Annotated in this window: 15 protein-coding genes; 6 read left to right on the top strand and 9 right to left on the bottom strand. The window is 73.1% G+C overall.

Annotated features, from left to right (window positions below; genetic code table 11):
* The first annotated feature begins 135 nt into the window (after positions 1-135).
* On the top strand, positions 136-339 hold the full coding sequence (locus tag ACIO6U_RS02100) for a hypothetical protein (protein ID WP_355334509.1): 204 nt from the start codon (positions 136-138) through the stop codon (positions 337-339).
* 2 nt (positions 340-341) lie between these two features.
* Here ACIO6U_RS02100 and ACIO6U_RS02095 read toward each other — a convergent pair whose 3' ends face one another.
* Positions 342-1,133: a site-2 protease family protein gene (locus ACIO6U_RS02095; RefSeq protein ID WP_391160037.1), complete on the bottom strand. Its 792-nt coding sequence runs from the start codon at positions 1,131-1,133 to the stop codon at positions 342-344.
* 343 nt (positions 1,134-1,476) lie between these two features.
* Between ACIO6U_RS02095 and ACIO6U_RS02090 the strand changes: the two genes are divergently transcribed.
* Complete coding sequence (locus ACIO6U_RS02090; RefSeq protein ID WP_401714866.1) at positions 1,477-5,196, top strand: AfsR/SARP family transcriptional regulator; 3,720 nt, start codon at positions 1,477-1,479, stop codon at positions 5,194-5,196.
* A gap of 32 nt (positions 5,197-5,228) precedes the next feature.
* Here ACIO6U_RS02090 and ACIO6U_RS02085 read toward each other — a convergent pair whose 3' ends face one another.
* The 5 genes from ACIO6U_RS02085 to panB all read right to left on the bottom strand — a co-directional run bounded on the left by ACIO6U_RS02085 (position 5,229) and on the right by panB (position 9,679).
* Positions 5,229-6,062 carry an ABC transporter permease gene (locus ACIO6U_RS02085; RefSeq protein WP_188280623.1) on the bottom strand — a complete coding sequence of 278 codons (834 nt, stop codon included), beginning with the start codon at positions 6,060-6,062 and terminating at the stop codon, positions 5,229-5,231.
* Positions 6,059-7,111, bottom strand: a complete 1,053-nt coding sequence (locus ACIO6U_RS02080; protein WP_355334499.1) for an ATP-binding cassette domain-containing protein — start codon at positions 7,109-7,111, stop codon at positions 6,059-6,061. The genes ACIO6U_RS02085 and ACIO6U_RS02080 overlap by 4 nt, the downstream gene beginning before the upstream one ends.
* A gap of 110 nt (positions 7,112-7,221) precedes the next feature.
* Positions 7,222-7,899: a zf-HC2 domain-containing protein gene (locus ACIO6U_RS02075; protein WP_401714863.1), complete on the bottom strand. Its 678-nt coding sequence runs from the start codon at positions 7,897-7,899 to the stop codon at positions 7,222-7,224.
* Entirely contained in the window at positions 7,896-8,522 is a 627-nt protein-coding gene (locus ACIO6U_RS02070; RefSeq protein ID WP_355334493.1) for a sigma-70 family RNA polymerase sigma factor, read from the bottom strand. Before ACIO6U_RS02070 ends, ACIO6U_RS02075 begins: the two co-directional genes overlap by 4 nt.
* Before the next feature lie 233 nt (positions 8,523-8,755).
* Complete coding sequence (gene panB, locus ACIO6U_RS02065) at positions 8,756-9,679, bottom strand: 3-methyl-2-oxobutanoate hydroxymethyltransferase (protein WP_401714861.1); 924 nt, start codon at positions 9,677-9,679, stop codon at positions 8,756-8,758.
* A gap of 160 nt (positions 9,680-9,839) precedes the next feature.
* Here panB and ACIO6U_RS02060 point away from each other — a divergent pair, with 160 nt between their 5' ends.
* The 4 genes from ACIO6U_RS02060 (at position 9,840) to ACIO6U_RS02045 (ending at position 14,804) form a co-directional block, all read left to right on the top strand.
* Positions 9,840-11,441 (top strand): DHA2 family efflux MFS transporter permease subunit, encoded by a 1,602-nt coding sequence (locus ACIO6U_RS02060; RefSeq protein WP_391043728.1) that lies wholly within the window; start codon positions 9,840-9,842, stop codon positions 11,439-11,441.
* A complete protein-coding gene (locus tag ACIO6U_RS02055) occupies positions 11,438-12,055 on the top strand; it encodes a TetR/AcrR family transcriptional regulator (protein WP_355334485.1) in 618 nt (205 codons plus the stop codon). The genes ACIO6U_RS02060 and ACIO6U_RS02055 overlap by 4 nt, the downstream gene beginning before the upstream one ends.
* Before the next feature lie 311 nt (positions 12,056-12,366).
* Positions 12,367-13,287 carry an endonuclease/exonuclease/phosphatase family protein gene (locus tag ACIO6U_RS02050; protein ID WP_401715819.1) on the top strand — a complete coding sequence of 307 codons (921 nt, stop codon included), beginning with the start codon at positions 12,367-12,369 and terminating at the stop codon, positions 13,285-13,287.
* A gap of 140 nt (positions 13,288-13,427) precedes the next feature.
* Positions 13,428-14,804, top strand: coding sequence for a glycosyltransferase 87 family protein (locus ACIO6U_RS02045; protein ID WP_355334480.1), 1,377 nt, complete (start codon positions 13,428-13,430; stop codon positions 14,802-14,804).
* Here the strand turns inward: ACIO6U_RS02045 and ACIO6U_RS02040 are convergent.
* The 3 genes from ACIO6U_RS02040 to ACIO6U_RS02030 form a co-directional block, all read right to left on the bottom strand.
* Entirely contained in the window at positions 14,710-16,329 is a 1,620-nt protein-coding gene (locus ACIO6U_RS02040) for a N,N-dimethylformamidase beta subunit family domain-containing protein (RefSeq protein ID WP_401714858.1), read from the bottom strand. The genes ACIO6U_RS02045 and ACIO6U_RS02040 overlap by 95 nt on opposite strands.
* A gap of 127 nt (positions 16,330-16,456) precedes the next feature.
* Positions 16,457-18,217: an NAD+ synthase gene (locus tag ACIO6U_RS02035; protein ID WP_391043735.1), complete on the bottom strand. Its 1,761-nt coding sequence runs from the start codon at positions 18,215-18,217 to the stop codon at positions 16,457-16,459.
* Positions 18,218-18,623: 406 nt separating this feature from the next.
* Positions 18,624-20,261, bottom strand: a complete 1,638-nt coding sequence (locus ACIO6U_RS02030) for an alpha-amylase family glycosyl hydrolase (protein WP_355334474.1) — start codon at positions 20,259-20,261, stop codon at positions 18,624-18,626.
* Positions 20,262-20,377 lie beyond the last annotated feature (116 nt).

Here is a 20,377-nt window from a genome sequence, read left to right as displayed (position 1 = left end):
CGAAGCCGGGCCGGCCACCCGGGCCGGCCACCCGAGCCGTACGTCCGAGACGTACGAGCCCGTTCCGAGCGGTCCGGGGCATGGGGGACAATGGCGGACGACCGTACGCGTCCGCCCGGACAGGAGCCGCACCCCATGCCCCGCCTCGCCCTCTACGCCCTCATCGCGTGCCTGCTCGCCGTCGCCGCCGCGGTGGTGTCCTTCGCGCACGGCAGCTTCCTGGGCATCGTGTGGGTGCTGCTCGCCGGGCTGACCAGCAACATGTGCTGGTACTACTTCCGCAAGGCGAAGATGGACGCCGCCGCTGCCGCCGACGCGACGGGCCAGCCGCAGAGCTGACGTCACTTCCGCCAGAACTGGAACAGCGTGTAGCCGTAGTCCACGTAGTCGCGCGGCACGTGCAGCCAGCCCATCACGGTGTCGATGGCGTGGAAGAACTTCACGTTCACCGCCGGAATCCACAGCACACCGAAGACCGCCAGCAGGCCGAACTGTGAGAAGGGCTCGAACTGGCGGCGGGCCGCGGGCGAGAGCCACGGCTCGATGATGCCGTAGCCGTCCAGGCCCGGGACCGGCAGCAGGTTCAGGATCGCGGCGGTCACCTGGAGCATCGCCAGGAAGGCGAGCGCGCACAGGAACTCGGTCGGCCAGGAGTCCAGCGCGCCGAGCGCGAACGGCAGCATCAGCAGCACCGCGAAGGCGACGTTGACCAGCGGGCCCGCCGCCGAGATCAGACTGTGCCGCCAGCGCCCCTGGATGCGGCCGCGCTCGATGAAGACGGCCCCGCCGGGCAGGCCGATGCCGCCCAGGATCACGAAGACCACCGGCAGCACGATGGACAGCAGCGCGTGCGTGTACTTCAGCGGGTTGAGGGTCAGATAGCCCTTCGCGCCGATGGAGATGTCACCGCTGTGCAGGGCGCTGCGGGCGTGCGCGTATTCGTGCAGGCACAGGGAGACGACCCAGCCGGACACCACGAACAGGAAGACCGCGAAGCCGTGGTCGGAGGCGAACTGGCTCCACACCGCCCAGCCGGACACGGCCATCACCGCGACGATGGCGAGGAAGACCGGGCTGATCCTCCGGTCGCTGTCGCCGCGACGGTCGGCCCTGCGGATCGATGTGACGCTCATGGACGGGCTCCTGGCGTGGGCGGTGGGGCGCTGAGGCTACGGGAGGTCGTGCGCGGGCCCGGCGGCCCGACGGCGGGGGGACCGACGGTGGTGGGGACGGACGCGGCCTGAGGCAGCCGCCCGATCATGCCATCCGGGACGGAAACGACACAGGCCGTGCCCGGGAAACGTCCGGCGGCGTGACCAGGTTCCAACGCCGCGTCACCCCGGGCCACCGCTGTACGGAGGCGCGCGAGCGGACGCCACGCCTCCGCCCCCGCGTGGACCGTACGCCCTCGCCGCCGCGGGCGGACCGGGGCCGACCGGGGCGCGGTGACCGTGCGGGCTCCGTAACAATGGGGCCGTGCGATACGCGATTCTCGGCACCACCCAGGCTCTGCGCGACGACGGCACGCCCGCCGCACTGGCGGGCGGTCGGCTGCGCGCGCTGCTGACGGCGCTCGCACTGCGGCCCGGCCGGGTGATCGGCGCGGACGCGCTCATCGACGAGGTGTGGGACGGCGACCCGCCCGCCGGGGCGACCGGCGCGCTGCAAGCGCTGATCGGTCGGCTGCGCCGGGCCATCGGCCATGACGCGGTCGGCTCGGTCGACGGCGGCTACCGGCTGGAGGCGGCGCCCGAGGACGTGGATCTGTACCGGTTCGAGCGGCTGGCCGACGAGGGGGCGCGGGCGCTGGCCGACGGCGACCCGGTCAAGGCCGCCGGGCTGCTCGGCGACGCGCTCGCGCTGTGGCGCGGGGCCGCGCTCGCGGACCTGCCCGACCGGGGCACGGCCGCCGTCCGCAGCGAGGCGCTGCGCCGGGACGCCCAGCGGCAGCGGCTCACCGCGGAACTGGCCCTCGGCAGGGCAGGTCCGATCCTCCCCGAGCTGGCGGAGCTGGCCGCCGCGCACCCCCTGGACGAGCCGCTGCGCGCCCTCCACATCCGCGCCCTGCGCGCCGCGGGCCGTACCGCCGACGCCCTGGCCGCGTACGAGGCGGTCCGCCGTGATCTCGCCGACCAGCTCGGCGCCGACCCCAGCCCCGAACTGCGCGCCCTGCACGCGGAACTGCTGAACCCCCCGCCGCTGCCGGGTGACCGTCCGGTCGGGACTCCGCCCGGCCCGGGCGGTTCCGCGGCCGGAAGGGCGCAGAGCCGGGCCCGCGGCACCCGAACGCCCACCCCCGGATCCGACACCCGCGGCCCGACCGCGGCCCCGGGCCCACGCCCGGCCGATCACGGACAGGACGGCCAGGACCACCGGACCGGACCCGCTTCGGGCGGAGACGGGCAGGGCGGCCCGGCCGAGTACGGTCCCGGCGGGGCCGTCATGGGCGCCGCCGCGGGCGAGGCGGCTGACGGCGGTGCGTCCGGGCATCGGGGCGCGGCCGTTGCGGGCGGGGCCCGGCCCGTACCGGGGAACGCCCGCGCGCGGCTGACCAGCTTCGTCGGCCGCGAGGCCGACCTGGCCGCGGTGCGCGGCGACCTGTCGCGCGCCCGGCTCGTCACGCTCACCGGACCCGGCGGCACGGGCAAGACGCGGCTGTCGCAGGAGGCCGGTGACCTGGTGGCGCCGCGCTGGAAGGACGGCGTCTGGTACGTCGAACTGGCGCCGGTCAGCGATCCGCGGACGGTGCCCGAGGCGGTGATCAGCTCGCTGGGGCTGCGCGAGACGCTGCTGCACTCCGGCAGTGCCACCGAGGCCGCGCTGTCCGTCGAGACCAAGACCAAGGACCCGGCCCGGCAGCTCACCGACTACTGCGCGAGCCGCGAGCTGCTGCTGGTGCTGGACAACTGCGAGCACGTGATCGGCGCTGCCGCGACCCTGACCGAACAGCTCCTCGCGCACTGCCCGCGCGTCTCGGTGCTCGCCACCAGCCGCGAACCCCTGGGCGTACCGGGCGAGTTGGTACGGCCGCTGGACCCGCTGCCGGACCCGACGGCGCTGCGGCTGCTCGCCGACCGGGGCGCGGCGGCCAGGCCCGGCTTCTCGGTGGACGAGGACCCGGTGGCCTGCGCCGAGCTGTGCCGCCGCCTGGACGGGCTGCCGCTGGCCATCGAGCTGGCCGCGGCCCGGCTGCGCAGCCTCTCGCCGCGCCAGCTCGCCGACCGCCTCGACGACCGCTTCCGCCTCCTGACCGGCGGCAGCCGTACGCTGCTGCCCCGCCAGCAGACGCTGCGCGCCGTCGTGGACTGGAGCTGGGACCTGCTGGACCCGGCCGAACGCGTCCTGCTCCGCCGCCTGGCCGTCTTCCGCGGCGGCTGGACCCTGGAGGCCGTCGAGGCGATCTGCCCGGACCCCGAAGGGACCGGCCCCGCGGAAGCCGGCCCGGCGAAAGCGGCGGACGGCGCCCGCGAGGGCGTCCGCATCGACGCCCTCGACGCCGCGGCGCTGCTCGCCTCCCTGGTCGACAAGTCCCTCGTGCTGGCCGACCTCACCGACGACGGCGTACGCCACCGGATGCTGGAGACGATCTCGGAGTACGCGACCGAGCGCCTGGAGGAGTCCGGCGAGCGCGCGGCCGTCGAGCGGCGGCACCTCACGTACTTCAGGGAGTACGTGCGCACCGCCGACCCGATGCTGCGCGGCGCGGGGCGCGGTCAGCACCGGGGCGCGGGCGAGGAGGGCGTGGGCCAACTCGTATGGCTGGAACGGCTGGAGCGCGAGCACGAGAATCTGCGGGCCGCGCTGCGCCGGGCGGTGGAGACCGGCGACGAGCAGGACGCGCTGCTGCTGGTGCTGAGCTGCTGCTGGTTCTGGGAGGTCCGCAACTACCAGTCGGAGCGCCGCCATTGGCCCGCGGCGGTGGCCGCGATGGGTCCCGACCCGTTCGAGACGCCGCCCGCCCTCGAACCGCTGGACCGCGGCCCGCTGGACGATCCGCCGCCGCTGGAGGGCGAGCGGCTGCTTGAGGCCAGGCGCTGGGTGCGGATCGAGGACATGGCGTCCATGCAGGGCGAGACCGACTGGTGGGAGCACCCGAAGCTGGCCCGTATCGGCCGCGCGCTGATAGAGACCTACCCGCCGCATCTGCCGCAGTCCGCCCGCTTCCCCGGCATCCTGCGGCCCTACGGCGCCTTCTTCTCCGGCGACTTCTCCCGGCTCGGCCCGCTGATGGACGAGACCGTGGAGAGCTGCCGCGTCCACGGGCGGCAGTGGGAGCTGGCCTTCGCGCTGCAACTGCGCGCGAAGATCAACAACGACATCAGTGAACGGCTCGCCGACGCGCTGGCCGACATCGCGGAGAGCCGCGGGCTCTTCCAGCGGCTCGGTGACGAGTGGGGCACCGCGGAGACGCTGTCCGCCGAGGCGGAGGCGGCCTCCAACGGCGGTGAGTGGGCGCGCGCCGCGCAATGCTGCCGCGAGGGCATCGCGCTGGCCCGCAAGATCGGCTCCCACCAGCACGTACCGGTGCTCACCGTCCGGATGGGCGAGGCGCTGTTCCACTCGGGCGAGGAGGACGAGGGCGAGCGACTGCTGCGCGAGGGGGTCGCGGACGCCGACAAGTACGCGGCGGCCAGCGAGGGCGCGGGCTTCTTCGGCCGGGTGCTGCTCGCCCAGGTGCTCAGCCGCCGCGGCAGGTTCGACGAGGCGCTGGAGCTGATCGACGACGCCCTCGACGCGACGGTCCGCCACGCCAACGGTGTGCCCGGCTTCATCAAGGGGCTGCTGCACGCCATGCGCGGCTCCCTGATCGGCCGGGCCGGCGACCCGGAGACCGGGCTGCGGCTGATCGACGACGGTGTCGCGGAGCTCAGCCGCCACCCGCTGGCCACCGTCATCACCCCGCGGCTGGCGATCATGCTCTCGCCCGGGGTGGTGGATCTGCTGACGATGCTCGCCACCGCCGACGGCGCCGAACAGGAGCGCGCGCTGCGCAGGGCGCGCCGCGCGGTGGCGCTGCTCAACGCCAACGGCCGCCTGCGGCCGTCCGTGATGGCCCCGGCCGAGCGGCAGGACATGGAGCAGGCGGAGGGCCGGTTGCGGGAGTTGCTCACCGACGCCGGGTACGAGGCCGCGCACGCGGAGAGCGACGGCCTCACCCTGGAGGAGGCCGTCGCTCTCATGCGTGACGTGGACTGACGCGAACCGGTACCGGGTGCCCGGCGGCCGGGTCAGGTCTTCTTGCGGAAGCGCGCCACCGCCAGCGGCATCGTCACCGCGGTGATGCCGACCGACCAGGCCAGCGTGATCAGCACCGGGTGGGTGACCGAGCCGCCGTTGATCAGCCCGCGGGCCGCGTCGGCCAGGTTGGACAGCGGGTTGACCTTGGTGAAGCCCTCCAGCCAGCCGGGCATGGTGGTCGGCGGCGCGAAGATCGAGCTGCCGAACTGAAGGGGCATCAGCACCAGCATGGCGACGCCCTGGACCGCCTGGGGCGTCTTCATGGCCAGGCCCAGCAGGATGAAGATCCACATCAGGGAGGCGCCGAACACCGCCGACAGGGCGATGGCCCCGAACAGGTGCAGGACATCGGTGTGGATGGACAGGCCGAGCGCGAAGCCCATGCCCAGCAGGATCGCGATGGCGATCATCATCCGGCCCATCTCGACGACGATCTTCGCGATGAGCACCGAGGACCGCGCGATCGGCATCGTGCGGAAGCGGTCCATGACCCCCTTGCGGAAGTCGTCGTTGACTCCGCTGCCGACGGCCATGGAGATGTTCATGCCCATCATGGCCATCAGGCCGGGGATCACGTAGTTCACGTACTCCTGCTGGTTGCCCTTGCCCGCCACCGCGCCGCCGAAGACGTACACGAACAGCAGGGTGAAGATGACGGGCATCAGGACCGCGTCGAACATCGACTCCGGGTCCTGCTTGATCTGGAGCATGTTGCGGCGCGCGAGCGCGCCGATGTGCCGGAGGTTGGCCCGCAGGCCGATCCGTCCCTCGCCGGTGGCCGCTGCCTTCGCGGGCGCGGTGACCGTCGCCGTAGCCGCGCTCATGCCGCGACCTCCACTTCGTTCTTGTCGTCGATCCGGGTGTCCTCGTCCGGCCGGGCGTCGGGCTGGCCCGCGCCGTCGTCGGACTTCTTGCCGGTGATGGCGAGGAAGACCTCGTCCAGGCTGGGCAGGTGGGTGCCGATGTGCGCGATGGAGAAACCGCGGGTGCCCAGCAGGCCGACCACGGCGGTCAGTTGCTCGTCGCTGAGGATCGGCACGCTCACCACGCCGTCCTCGCGGTCGGCGGTGGCGCCCGCCACCCCGTCGAGTCCGGCGCCGGAGATGGCCTCGGCCATCGCCGCCACCATCGAGGGCTCGCTCGGCCGGATCACCAGGGTGCGCCCGCCGACCTTCGCCTTCAGCTCCTCCACCCGGCCGTTGGCGATCACCCGGCCGCGGTCGATGACCGTCAGCTCGTTGGCGAGCTGCTCGGCCTCCTCCATGTACTGGGTGGTGAGCAGGACGGTCGCGCCCTCGGAGACCATCCGCTGGACCTCGGCCCACACCTCGTTACGGGTGCGGGGGTCCAGGCCGGTGGTCGGCTCGTCCAGGTAGAGCACCGCCGGGTTGCCGATCATGCTGGCCGCCAGGTCGAGGCGGCGGCGCATGCCGCCCGAGTACTCCTGGGCCGGGCGCTTGGCGGCCTCGGTGAGCGAGAAGCGCTCCAGCAGCTCGTTGGCGCGGGCCTTGGCGTCCTTGCCGGACAGGTCGAGCAGCCGCCCGATCATGTACAGGTTCTCCCGGCCCGACAGCTTCTCGTCCACCGAGGCGTACTGGCCGGTCAGGCCGATCACCCGGCGGAGCTGCCGGGGCTGCTTGAGCACGTCGTATCCGGCGACCCACGCCGAGCCCGCGTCGGGCTGGACCAGCGTGGACAGCACGCGCACCAGGGTGGTCTTGCCCGCTCCGTTCGGGCCGAGCACGCCGAGTACGGTGCCCTGGCGGACATCGAGGTCCACCCCGTCGAGGGCCTTGGTCTCACCGTAGTGCTTGACCAGACCCCGTACCTCTACGGCGGAGTGCCCGCCGCCGTCAGTCAGTCGCTTCGTCATGCCGACAACAATGGCGGGCGCCGCTGACACCGCGCCGACATCGCGCCGACAGCCGGAGACCGACCGTATCGGTGGCGTGTCAGCGACCGGTCACCGATCGGTCGGTAACGCTAGAGCGGCACGCTGACCAGCAGCGTTCCGTCCGCCGCCCGGATCTCGAAGCGGCTGATCGAGTCCTTGTGCAGTCCTGCGGCGCCGTGCACGGTCAGCGGTCGCGGCTGGGCGTCCGTGCCGTAGCCGGTCTCCGGCACCGCCCAGGTGGCCACCGTCTGGCCGCTGCCGTCCAGCGCGACCGCGACCAGGCGGCACGTCTGCGGGCCGCGTACGCCCGTCAGCCGCAGGTCCACCACGCTGCCCCAGCCCTTGTCCGCGATGCCGACGGTCGCCCTGACGCCGGTCTCCGGGTTGGTCGCGGAGCGCTGGTCGGACGCGAAGGCCCCGGCGGCCGGGCGCCCGCCGCCGTCGTCGGTGGCCAGCACCGCGACCAGCGGTCCGCCGACCACCAGCACCGCCACGGCGGCCACCGCGGCCAGCCGCCGCCGCTTGCGCGCCCCGCGCTCGCGCGCGACCTGGTCGAGCAGCCGCCCGAGCATCGCGTCACCGCCGGGCGGGTGCGCGAAGGCGACGCCGTCCTCGCGCATCTCGTGGAGCACCGGCAGCAGCCCGCTCAGCTCGTCCAGCTCCCGGCCGCAGCTCTCGCACTCGGCCAGGTGCTCCTCGAAGCGGGTCATCTCCGCTTCGTCCAGCGCCCCGAGCAGATAGGCGCCCACATCGACGTGCGGTGTCATGAAGTGGTCACCCCTCTCTCCTCCAGCGCGTTCCGCAGGGCCCGCAGCGCGTAGAACACCCGCGACCGTACGGTGCCCTGCGGCAGTCCCAGTTCGTCCGCCGCCTCGTTGACCGTACGGCCGCGGAAGTAGGTCTCGACCAGCACCTCGCGGTGCGCGTCCGACAGGTCCCGCAGGGCGTCGGAGATGGTCATCAGCCGCAGCGACCGTTCCAGCTCGTCCCTGGCGGGGAGCAGGTCGAGCGCGGCGGGCGAGGTCTCCGGCGGCCGGGAGCCGCGGCTGCGGTGGCCGTCGATCACGATCCGCCGGGCCACCGTCACCAGCCAGGGCCGCAGTGAACGGGCCGCCGGGTCGAGCTTGGCCGCGCTCTTCCAGGCCCGCAGCAGCGTCTCCTGCACCACGTCCTCGGCCAGGAACCGGTCGCCCGCGACGAGCCGCAGCACATAGGCGTAGAGCGCGCCCGCGTGCTCGCGGTACAGCGCCCGCATCAGCTCCTCCTCCGGAGCCGACACCGGCGGTTCCGGCGGTTCCGGCGGCCCGGGGGCGCCGGGAGGTGGTCCGTCCACGGCGGCATCCTGCCGTACCCGCTGCCGTGGGTCGAGTTCGCCCGTGCCGGGACCCATGCCGACCTCCTCCCGTTCCGCGCCGCTCCCCCCCCGTATACGGACGCCGGGCCCGGATGACTCATGCCGTTCCGGACAAAACCGTTCCGGACGGGAACGCGGGCAAGAACGCGGGCAGGAACGCGGACAGGTCTTCGGACGGAAACGAGAAGGGCGGCGCACCCGGCAGAACCGGGGCGCCGCCCTGCGCTGACGGGCGCGGGGATCAGGGGAAGGGGATCAGTGGAAGGGGATCAGTGGAAGGTGTGCTCCTCGGCGGGGAAGGCGCCGCCCACGACGTCCTCGGCGAAGGACTTGGCGGCGTCGCCGAGCACGCGGCGCAGATCGGCGTACTGCTTGGTGAAGCGCGGCACCTTGCCGCCGGTGAGCCCGGCCATGTCGGTCCAGACCAGCACCTGGGCGTCGGTGTCGGGGCCCGCCCCGATGCCGATGGTGGGGATCTGGAGCGAGCGGGTGACCTCGGCCGCCACCTCGGCGGGGACGAGTTCGAGGACGACGGCGAAGGCGCCGGCCTCCTGCGCGGCCTTGGCGTCCTGGACGAGCCGGTGGGCGGCCTCGTCGCCGCGGCCCTGCACGCGGTAGCCCATGGTGTTCACGGACTGCGGGGTCAGGCCCAGGTGCGCCATGACCGGGATACCGGCCCGGACGATCGCCTCGGTCTGGGCCAGGGAGCGCTCGCCGCCCTCCAGCTTGACCGCGCCGACCCCGGCCTCCTTGATCAGCCGGGTGGCGCTGCGCAGGGCCTGCACGGGACCTTCCTGGTACGCGCCGAAGGTCAGGTCGCCGACGATCAGCGCGCGGCTGGTGCCGCGTACGACGGCGGAGGCCAGGATCGTCATCTCGTCCATGGTGACCGGGACGGTGGTCTCGTAGCCGAGGTGACAGTTGCCCATCGAGTCGCCGACCAGCATGACCGGGATACCGGCCTCGTCGAAGACCGACGCGGTCATCGCGTCGTAGGCGGTGAGCATGGGCCACTTCTCGCCGCGCTCCTTGGCCAGGGCCAGGTCGCGGACGGTGATACGACGGGTGCCGGTGCCCCCGTAGAGCGCCTTGGGGTGGTCGGCGGGCTGGGCGCCGGGCGTGCCGGTCGCGGTCGTGCCCTGGCCGGCCTGGGCGTCACGGCCCTGCGCGCGGGCAGCCGAAAGCTGCGTCATGGTGACGGCTCCTTCAGTCATCTCGAGGCGCCCTGACGGCGTCCCCGGATCCCTTCCATGCTGGCACGGCTCGCCCGGTCCGGAAAGAGGGGGCACGTTTTTGCCGCCCCTTTACGATACGAGACGGGATCGTATCGAATAAGACCTTAGGCTGACCCCCATGGCCGACAACTCGATAACCGCCCCGCCGTCCCACGTGCCGGAGGCGATCCACCGCCGCCGCTGGGCGATTCTCACCGTGCTGCTGTTCAGCCTCCTCGTGGTGGTGCTGGACAACTCGATCCTCAACGTGGCGATGAAGACCATCGCCCAGCCCTCACCCACCGGCCTCGGCGCCTCGCAGAGCCAGCTCGAATGGGCGATCAACTCCTACACCCTGGTCTTCGCGGGCCTGCTGTTCACCGCCGGCCTGCTCGGCGACCGCCTCGGCCGCAAGAAGGTCCTGCTCTTCGGCATGGTCGTGTTCGGCGCCGGCTCCGCGCTGTCCGCGTTCTCCGGCTCCGCGGGCGAACTGATCGGCTACCGCGCGGTGATGGGCCTCGGCGGCGCCTTCATCATGCCCGCCACCCTGGCGATCATCATGAACGTCTTCGAGCGCAAGGAGCAGCCCAAGGCGATCGGCATCTGGACCGGCGTGGTCGGCCTCGCCATCGCCATCGGCCCGATCACCGGCGGCGCGCTGCTCGAACACTTCTGGTGGGGCTCGGTCTTCCTGATCAACGTGCCGATCGTGATCGCCGCGCTCATCGCCATGTTCATCCTGGTGCCCGACTCGCGCGACCCGCGCCCCGGCCGCCTCGACCCGGTCGGTGTGGTGCTCTCCATCGTCGGCCTGGTCCTGCTGATCTACGGCATCATCAAGGGCGGCCAGTTCGGCGACTTCACCAAGCCCGAGGTGTGGGCCACGATCGTCGGCGGCCTCGTCGTCCTCGGCGCCTTCGTGCTGTTCGAGAAGCGCAGCGACCACCCGGCCTTCGACGTCACCTACTTCAAGGACCGCCGCTTCTCCGCCTCCGTCGCGGCCATCGGCCTGGTCTTCTTCGCCCTGATGGGCGTCACCTTCTTCATCGTCTTCTACACCCAGACCGTGCGCGGCTACAGCCCGCTCAAGACCGGTCTGCTGCTGCTCCCGCTGGCCGCCGCGCAGATGGTCTTCGCGCCGCGCGCCCGGCTGGTGGTCGACCGCTTCGGGGCGCGCGCGGTGTGCACCGCGGGCCTGACCCTCACCGCGATCTCCTTCCTCGGCTTCCTGCTGCTCGGCCAGTCCACGCCGATCTGGGTGCTGGAAGTGCTGTTCTTCCTGATGGGTACGGCGATGGCGCACGTCATGCCGCCCGCCACCGTCATGATCATGTCGTCGCTGCCGCGCGAGAAGGCGGGCTCCGGGTCCGCGGTCAACAACACCTTCCGGCAGGTCGGCGGCGCGATCGGCGTCGCGGTCCTCGGCTCGGTGCTGTCCACCGTCTACCGCAACGGCATCGACGACCACCTCGACGTCCTGCCCGCCGGCGCGCGGCACTCGGCGGGGGAGTCCATCCAGGCCACCATCGGGATCGCGGAGAAGCTCGGCCCCAAGGGCCAGTCGCTGATCCAGCCCGCGAACGACGCCTTCATCCACGCCATGCACATCACCGCCGCGTGCTCGGCCGCCGTCGCCCTGGTCGGCGCCGTCGTCACCCTGGTCTTCCTGCCCGCCAAGGAGCGGGTCGGACAGGCGCCCGACGCCGCGGCGGAGCCGGAGAAGGTGGGTGCCGAGCAGTGATCGACCCTCCCAGTACGTCGGCCGCGCGGCGCGGTCGCCCGCGCTCCGCGGCCGTCGACGGCGCGGTCATCGAGACCGTGCTGCGGCTGATCGCCGAGGGCACCTCGCTGTCCGAGCTGTCCATGGAGGGCATCGCGCGGGAGGCCGGGGTCGGCAAGGCCACGGTCTACCGCCGCTGGCCGGGCAAGGAGGCGCTGCTGATCGACGTGCTCGCCACGGTCGACTCCCACCCGCTGCCCGAACTGCCCGGCACGTCCTTCCGTGACGATCTGATCGTCGCGGTCGAGTCGATACGGCGGCGCGGTGTGGCCAAGCGGGAGTCCGCGCTGATGCGGACGATGCTGACCGAGGCGCAGAGCAGCCCCGATCTGTGGCGCTGCTACCACGACACGGTCATCGCCACCCGCCGTGAGGCGCTGGCCCAACTGCTGCGGCGCGGCATGGCCGACGGCGACATCCGGCCGGAACTGGGCAGGGACGTCGAGCTGCTGGTCGACTTCGTGACCGGACCGATGCTGGCGCGCTCCACGCTCCGGCCGGACGCCGAACTGTCGCCCGACCTCACCGAACGGCTGGTCGATCTGCTGCTCGACGGGATGCGCCCACGCGGCTGACCAGCGGCGGGGCGTACGGGAGTACACGGGGGCGCGGGGGATCTCCACCGCGCCCCCCACATATGTCCTCCGTGTCCCCGTCGTGTCACAGGTGGGGCCGATGCGGTGGGTGAAGGAACCCGCCGCACCCCGCTGTCCGTCGGTTCTCATAACGATCCCCTAAGGTCGGCAGAGCACCCGGCAAGGCAGTGAGGACCCTCATGACCCAGGCGCAGAGCGGCACGGACGCGACCACGGACGGCAGCGCCATGCCGCCCAGGAACGCCTCCGGAGCCCGCGCCCGGTTCCGTCACTGGTGGCAGCCCGACGGCATGTGGCGGCGCGGCGTCATTCTCGCCGTCGTCGCCGTCCTCGTGGCCGTCCTGCTGCTCGTGCACGCCGACCTGCCCAACCGGATCGGCAACCTCGGCAGTCTGCTGGAGACCTTCCTGCCCTGGATCGGCCTGGCCGTGCCGCTGCTGCTGGTGGCCGCCGTGCTGCGGCGCTCCACGACCGCGCTGATCGCCCTGCTGCTGCCGTCGGTGATCTGGCTCAACCTCTTCGGCGGCCTGGTCACCGACAAGACGTCCTCCGGCGGCGATCTGACGGTGCTCACCCACAATGTGAACGCCGAGAACCCGGACCCCGACGGCACCGCCAAGGACGTCATCGCGGCCGGCGCCGACATCGTCGCCCTGGAGGAACTGGCCGAGAGCCAGGCGCCCCGCTACACCCGCGACCTCGCCGCCGCCTACCCGTACCACTCGGTGCAGGGCACGGTCGGACTGTGGAGCAAGTACCCGCTGTCCGGGGTGCGCACGGTGGACATCAAGATGGGGTGGACCCGCGCCATGCGGGCCGCGGTGAAGACCCCGGACGGCCAGGTCGCGGTGTACGTGGCGCATCTGCCGTCCGTGCGGGTGAAGTTCAACGCCGGATTCACCGCGGGACAGCGCGACAACGCGGCCGACGCTCTCGGCCGGGCCATCGCGGACGAGAACCTGCACAGCGTGGTGCTGCTCGGCGACCTCAACGGCACCATGAACGACCGGGCGCTGGCCTCGGTCACCTCGCAGATGCGCTCCACGCAGGGCGCGGCGGGCAACGGCTTCGGCTTCAGCTGGCCCGCGTCCTTCCCGATGGCCAGGATCGACCAGATCATGGTCAAGGGCATCGAGCCCAAGGCGTCCTGGACCCTGCCGAAGACCGGCAGCGACCACCTCCCGGTCGCCGCCCGCCTCCAGGTGCCGTAACCCCTCCGCACACGGCTTTCCCGCGGCTCGGCGCGCTCCGCCGGATGGCGCACCGAGGTGGCGGCCCGGCGGCGGTTGCGCGAGCGTGACCCGCAGGTGCTCGTCGCCGGCGCCCGGTCCGCTGCCGTGAGGGTGTCGCCATGCAAGAACCGATGTCCGCCGCCGCGCGCAGACGCGGGTGGCGTGAGTGGCTTTCCCCCGCCCGGGCCGCCGTCGCCGCCGGGTGGTGCCTGCTGTCCGTCGCGGGCGTGTGGCTGGTGCAGCGCCTGGTGCGGGTCTCGATGATCGACGTGATGGTCTACCGGGCGGCGGGCTGGACGGTACGCACCGGCGGCGACCTGTACTCGCTGCGCGCCGACGGACTGCCGATGACGTATCCGCCGTTCGCGGGACTGCTGTTCGTCCCGCTGACCTGGCTGGACGTGGGCGCCATGCGCACCGCCGCGACCGTGGCGAATCTGCTCCTCGCGGTGGCCTTCGCCGCCCTGTCGCTGCGGCTGGTCGACCGGCGGCCGACCGTGGCGTCCGCGCTGCTCCTGACCGCGCTGGTGGTGTGGTGCGAGCCGGTCTGGGCGACCCTGCGCTACGGGCAGGTCAATCTGCTGCTCGCCGTGCTGGTGCTGGCCGACCTCACCTGCCGGGCCGACCGCAGGTGGGCGGGGGTCGGCATCGGCATCGCCGCGGGCATCAAGCTCACCCCGGTGCTGTTCGTCGCGCTGCTCGCCCTGGCCGCCTTCACCACCCGCGGGCGCGGCACCCCGTATCTGCGCCGCGCGTCGGTCGCGGCCGGGACCTTCGCGGCCACCGTCGGAGTCGCCGCGCTGGCCCTCCCGCACGACTCGGTCCGCTACTGGACCCAGGACGTCTTCTCGCCCGACCGCGCCGGTTACGCCGAAGAGGTCGCCAACCAGTCGCTGCGCGGCGTCCTGGCCCGGCTGACGCACAGCGGCGACCCCGGCACGCTCTGGCTCTGCGTCGCGCTCGCCGTCGCCCTCGCGGGACTGGCCGTCGCGGTGGGCGCGCTCACGGCCGGGGACCGGCTGCCGTTCGCCGCCGCCTGGGCCGCGGTCTCCTGCGGTGTGACGGCTCTCCTGGTCAGCCCGGTGTCGTGGACCCACCACTGGGTCTGGGCGGTGCCCATGGCCGTGCTGCTCGTCGCCGAGGGGGTACGCCGCCACGACCGGCGGTGGGTCTGGGGCGCGGCGGCGGCCGTCCTGGTGTTCTGCTCGTACGCGCTCTGGGCCCTCCCGCACGGCCGGGGACGCCCCGAACTGCGCGAGAACCCCGCCCAGATGCTCCTCGCGGCCTGCTACCCGCTGGCCGGGCTCGCCTTCCTCGCCGTCGCGGGCCGCGTGGTGACCACGGCGCTGCGTACCGAGTCCCCGCCCCCGGCCCGCGCGGCGCGCTCCCGCGGAGCCCGCCTCAGGTCCCGTACAGCCGGCTCACGTTCGCCCGCGGGGCGGGCCGGGAAGCGGCGGCCCGCCCCGCGGCGAAGCCGGTCAGCAGATTCTCCGTGACCTTGGTGACGAACGTCCGGGTGCGCTCGTCCATGCCGTGGTCGCGGCCCATCAGACCGGTGCCCGCCATCAGCCCCTCGACCCAGCGCATCGTCCCGGTGGCGAAGACGCCCGCGCCGCCGGGCACCGTGTAATACGCCGAGTCCGAGTGGCTGGCGCGGCCGTCGCACACCAGCGGCGAGTGGGCGACGACCTCGATCGGCGCCGGAGTCGGGTAGCCGGGGTCCACCCGGTCGTACTCGACGCCGACCAGGTGCGCGAAGCGGTCGCCCCGCGCGGCGCCGGTGCCCGCGAAGAGCCAGTGGTCGGCGCTCTCCACCACGTACGGGGCGTCGGTCGGATACCCCTCGTAGATGACGCCGGTCAGCGAGGACTCGGGGTCGGGGGCGGGCCGGGCGCGGAAGTCGTTGGTCGGCTTCGCCGGGTCGCGCGCGAGGCCGGGGTCGCTCTGATAGTCGGTCTTGTAGCAGACCACGGTGCGCGGTTCGCCGCCCCGGACGGCTTCGAGGCGGATCCGCCGGAAGCAGGTGTTCGCGCCGAGGAAGACCAGATTGGTGCCCGCGTCCCGCGCCGCCGTGACGTGCGCGCGCTGCTCCGGCGTCCAGTACTCGTCGTGGCCGAGCGCCACGGCCGTGGTCGCGCCGCGCAGCACGCCGGGGTCGCGGTGGACGTCGATCCCCGTCGTGTACGCCAGCGGCAGCCCGAGCCGCTCGGCGAGGACCACCAGGGCGCGCTCGTACACCAGGAACTTCTCGGCGCCGTTCTTCGCGTACGGCCGGTCGAACGACACGGCCAGCGACCGGTCTCCGTAGCCGCCGTCCCGGCCGTTGTAGAGGCTGTAGCCGCCCCAGTCGTTGTACGCCTGCCAGGTCGCGGGCGCGTGCATGATCAGGGTCCGGCCGGTGGCCGCGGCCGAGCGGACCACGAGCGGGACGTACCGCTGATGGCCGTCGTCGGAGGTGAGCAGCAGCAGGTAGGCGCCCTCGGGCCAGCCGTCGGTGGGGACGTCGAGGCCGCGCTCCCAGCCCGCCGTCACGGTCCTGGTGGACCCGGACGTCCTGGGCCCCGGCTGCCGGTGCCCCGCCGTCCGCGGCGACGTCCACACCCGTGTGGCCTGCGACCCGCCGTACCAGCCGACCCGGTAGGCGGCGACGCGGAAGCCGGGCGCGGTCGTCGACACGTACAGCCCCACGCGCTCACCGGGCCGGACGCTGACCCTGTCGGCGTACCCCTCGATCGCGTCCGGCGGTCCCAGCGAGCGGATCCGCCAGTCGTCGGTGCCCGCCCGCCGGACGGGGGTGGGGCCGCTGGTGGGGGTGCGGCGCACCGCGGCGGAGCCGCTGTCGCACCCGGCCGCCGCCGCGCCGACCACCCCGGCGACGGCCGCGTGGAGCACGCGCCGCCGGGCCGGACCGGGCGGCGCGCCGTCGTCCGCGGGACGGGCGTACGGGCCGGGCGGCGGGCCCTGGGCGCCCGGCTGGGGCGCCGGGCCCTTCGCGGCCGGGTGCTCGCGTTCGTCGTCCACTTCCGCGTCCCCTTCCCGGTGCGCCGGGCGCTGGGGCGCGGCTCGGCTCCGTCAGGACGATCCTGCGCGTGATCCGGCCGCCCGCGGCTCCGGCGCGCCGAACGCGGCGGTCACCGGGCGGTGTTGGTCAGCTCTGCTCGCCCTCGCGCCAGCGGTTGGTGATCGGCAGCCTGCGGTCCTTGCCGAAGCCCTTCGCGGAGATCTTCGTGCCCGGCGGGTACTGCCGCCGCTTGTACTCGGCGGTGTCGGTCAGCTTGAGGATACGCGTCACCAACTCGGCGTCGAAGCCCGCCGCGATGATCGCCTCGCGGCCCTGGTCCCGGTCGACGTACATCTCCAGGACCCGGTCGAGGACGTCGTAGTCCGGCAGCGAGTCGGTGTCGACCTGGCCGGGGCGCAGCTCCGCGCTCGGCGGCTTCGCGATCGAGTTCTCCGGGATCGGCGGGGTCTCGCCGCGCGCCTCGGCGTCGGCGTTGCGCCAGCGCGCCAGCCGGAAGACGGTCGTCTTGTAGACGTCCTTGATCGGGCCGTACGCGCCGACCGAGTCGCCGTACAGCGTCGAGTACCCCACCGCCAGCTCGCTCTTGTTGCCCGGCGCGAGCACGATCTGGCCCTCCTGGTTGGAGATCCCCATCAGCGTGACGCCGCGCAGCCGCGACTGGAGGTTCTCCTCGGCGAGGCCGGTCAGCGACAGCGACGCCATGTAGGCGTCGAACATCGGGGCGATCGACACCGTACGGAGATTGAGGCCGGTCCTGCGGGCCAGCTCCGCCGCGTCGCCCTTGGAGTGGTCCGAGGAGTACGCCGACGGCATCGACACGCCGTACACGTTGGCCGCGCCGATCGCGTCGACCGCGATGGCGGCCACCAGGGCCGAGTCGATGCCGCCGGACAGACCGATCAGCACCGAGCGGAAGCCGTTCTTCTCGACGTACGCGCGCAGGCCGGTGACCAGCGCGCCGTAGATCTCGGCGTCGTCGGTCAGCCGCTCGGCCTCGCCGCCGGTGAACTCCGCCGGATACGGCTCGACCGGCGCCTCGGAGAGCGTCACATGGCGGATCTCCAGGCCGTCGGCCACCCGCCCCGACGGCGCCCGCCCGGGCGCGGCGGGCAGGTCGAGGTCGAGCAGCACGCACTCCTCGGCGAACTGCGGGGCCCGCGCAATCACCTCGCCGTCCTCGCCGACGACGATCGTGTCACCGTCGAAGACCAGCTCGTCCTGGCCGCCGACCATCGCCAGATACGCCAGCGTGCAGCCCGCCTCCCGCGCGCGCCTGCGCACCAGGTCCAGACGCGTGTCGTCCTTGTCCCGCTCGTACGGCGACGCGTTGACCGACAGCAGCAGACCGGCGCCGGCCGCGCGGGCCGCCGGGACCCGGCCGCCGTCCTGCCACAGGTCCTCGCAGATCGCCAGCGCCACGTCCACGCCCCGCACCCGGATCACCGGCATGGTGTCGCCCGGCACGAAGTACCGGAATTCGTCGAAGACCCCGTAGTTGGGCAGGTGGTGCTTGGCGAAGCGCAGCGCCACCTCCCCGCCGTGCAGCACCGCCGCGCAGTTCTGCGGCGCCCCCGCGGGCTGCCCGAACCTCGGCCGCGCGTTCTCGCTGCGGCCCAGATACCCCACGACCACCGGCAGCTCGCCCAGGCCCTCGTCCGCCAGCCGCTTCGCCAGCGCCACCAGGGCCGCGCGGCTCGCGTCCACGAACGAGGCGCGCAGCGCCAGATCCTCCACCGGGTACCCGGTGAGCATCATCTCGGGAAACGCCGCCAGGTGCGCTCCGCGCGCGGACGCGTGATGGGCCCAGCGCACGACGGTCTCGGTGTTCCCGGCGATGTCGCCGACGCGGGAGTCGATCTGATTCAGGGCGAGGCGTAGTTGAGGCATGGCCTCATCTTAATCGTCAATGCGACGAGATGTCGCCCGGGGTGCCCGTGCCCAGGGGGTCGGCCCCGAAGGGGCGCGGGAACCGCGCGGCCACCGCCCGGCCACCTCGCGGTGCAGGGCAGACCCCAAGGGGCGCGGGGAACCGCGCGGCACCGCCCGGCCACCTCGCGGTGCAGGGCAGGCCACAAGGGGCGCGGGGAACCGCGCGCTCAGCCACCGTGCTCCCGCAGGTCACCACCGGCCCCCGCGGGGCGGATCGGTTGTCTCCGGGCCACCGGCCCGTTGGTGGCTGGCCGCGCGGTTCCCCCGCGCCCCTCAAAAATTCGGCGTACCGCCCCGGTCAGGGAACCGGCCGGGGCCGCGCCCCGGAGAAGATCGGCTTACCGTCCCTCGCGAGAAAATCGTTTCAGCGGCGCAGCCAGACGGCGGTGTCGGCGGGGATACGGCCGTCGAGGAGAGGTCCGCTGGTGAGCAGGAGCTCACTGTGCGCGGGCAGCTCCGCGGGAGTGTCGGCCAGGTTGACGACGCAGACGAACGCGTCGGTGCGGCTGAAGGCGAGGACGCCCGGGTCGGAGTCGAGCCAGTGCATGGGACCGTCGCCCAGACCGGCCTCGGCGCTGCGAATCCGCAGCGCCGCCCGGTACAGCGAGAGCATCGACGCCGGGTCGGCGGACTGGATCTCGGCGGTGCGCCCCGCCCAGTCGGCCGGCTGCGGAAGCCACGGCTCCGCCGAACCCTCGGGGCTGAAGCCGAACGGCGAGGAGTCACCGGACCAGGGCAGCGGCACACGGCAGCCGTCCCGGCCGGGGTCGGTGCCGCCGGACCGCAGGTACATCGGGTCCTGGAGCTTGGCCGCCGGAATGTCCTCGACCTCGGGCAGCCCCAGCTCCTCGCCCTGGTAGAGGTAGACGGATCCGGGCAGCGCCAGGGTCAGCAGCGCGGCGGCCCGCGCCCTGCGGGTGCCCAGCTCCAGGTCGGTCGGGATGCCGAACGCCTTGGTCGCGAAGTCGAAGCCGGTGTCGACCCGCCCGTAGCGGGTGACCGTACGCGTCACGTCGTGGTTGCACAGCACCCACGTGGCGGGCGCGCCCACCGGCTCGTGCGCGGCCAGCGTCGTCTCGATGGACTTGCGGAGCTGCTCCGGCGCCCAGGGGCAGGCGAGGAAGTCGAAGTTGAACGCGGTGTGCATCTCGTCCGGCCGCAGATAGTGCGCGAAACGCACCGCGTCCGGCAGCCACACCTCGCCGACCAGGATCCGCGTGTTGTCGTATCCGTCGGCGATCCGCCGCCAGCCGCGGTAGATCTCGTGCAGGTCGTCCCGGTCGATGTACGGGTGCGGGGCGGCCGGGTCGCTGCTCAGGTCGGGCAGCTCCGGGTCCTTGGCGACCATCGCGGCGGAGTCGATCCGTACGCCGCCCGCGCCGCGGTCGAACCAGAACCGCAGGATGTCCTCGTGCTCGGCCCGGACGTCCGGGTGGTTCCAGTTGAGGTCGGGCTGCTCGGAGTCGAAGAGGTTCAGGAACCAGTCGCCGGGCGTGCCGTCCGGGTCGGTCGTCCTCGTCCAGGCCGGGCCGCCGAACTGCGAAGGCCAGTTGTTCGGCGGCAGCTCGCCGTCGTCACCGCGGCCGGGGCGGAACCAGAAGCGGTCGCGCGCGGGCGATCCGGGACCGGCCGCCAGCGCCTCGCGGAACCACGGGTGGGCCGCCGATATGTGGTTCGGCACGATGTCGATGATCGTCCTGATGCCCAGCGCCAGGCCCTCGGAGATCAGCTTCTCGGCCTCGGCGAGCGTGCCGAAGACCGGGTCGATGTCCCGGTAGTCGGCCACGTCGTATCCGCCGTCGGCCATCGGCGACGGGTACCAGGGGTTGAACCAGAGGGCGTTGACGCCCAGCTCGGCCAGGTAGGGCAGCCGGGAACGCACCCCGGCGAGGTCTCCGGTGCCGTCGCCGTTGCTGTCGGCGAAGCTCCGCGGATAGACCTGGTAGATGACCGCGCCGCGCCACCAGTTCTCGTCGGCCTCGGGCTGAGGGGTGTCTGCCACGTCAACGTCCTTTCGGGCAGGTGGGACCCCGCCGCCGGCCCCGGAGGCGGGGATGTGGGCATAGAGGCCGGCGGCGGAGTGCTTGGGGGTGCGTTACGGAAGGCTTGCGGTCCGGT

Origin of the sequence: Streptomyces sp. NPDC087422, from assembly GCF_044744145.1 — a bacterium.
Classification (GTDB): domain Bacteria; phylum Actinomycetota; class Actinomycetes; order Streptomycetales; family Streptomycetaceae; genus Actinacidiphila.
This window is presented reverse-complemented; position numbering and strand designations above follow the sequence as displayed.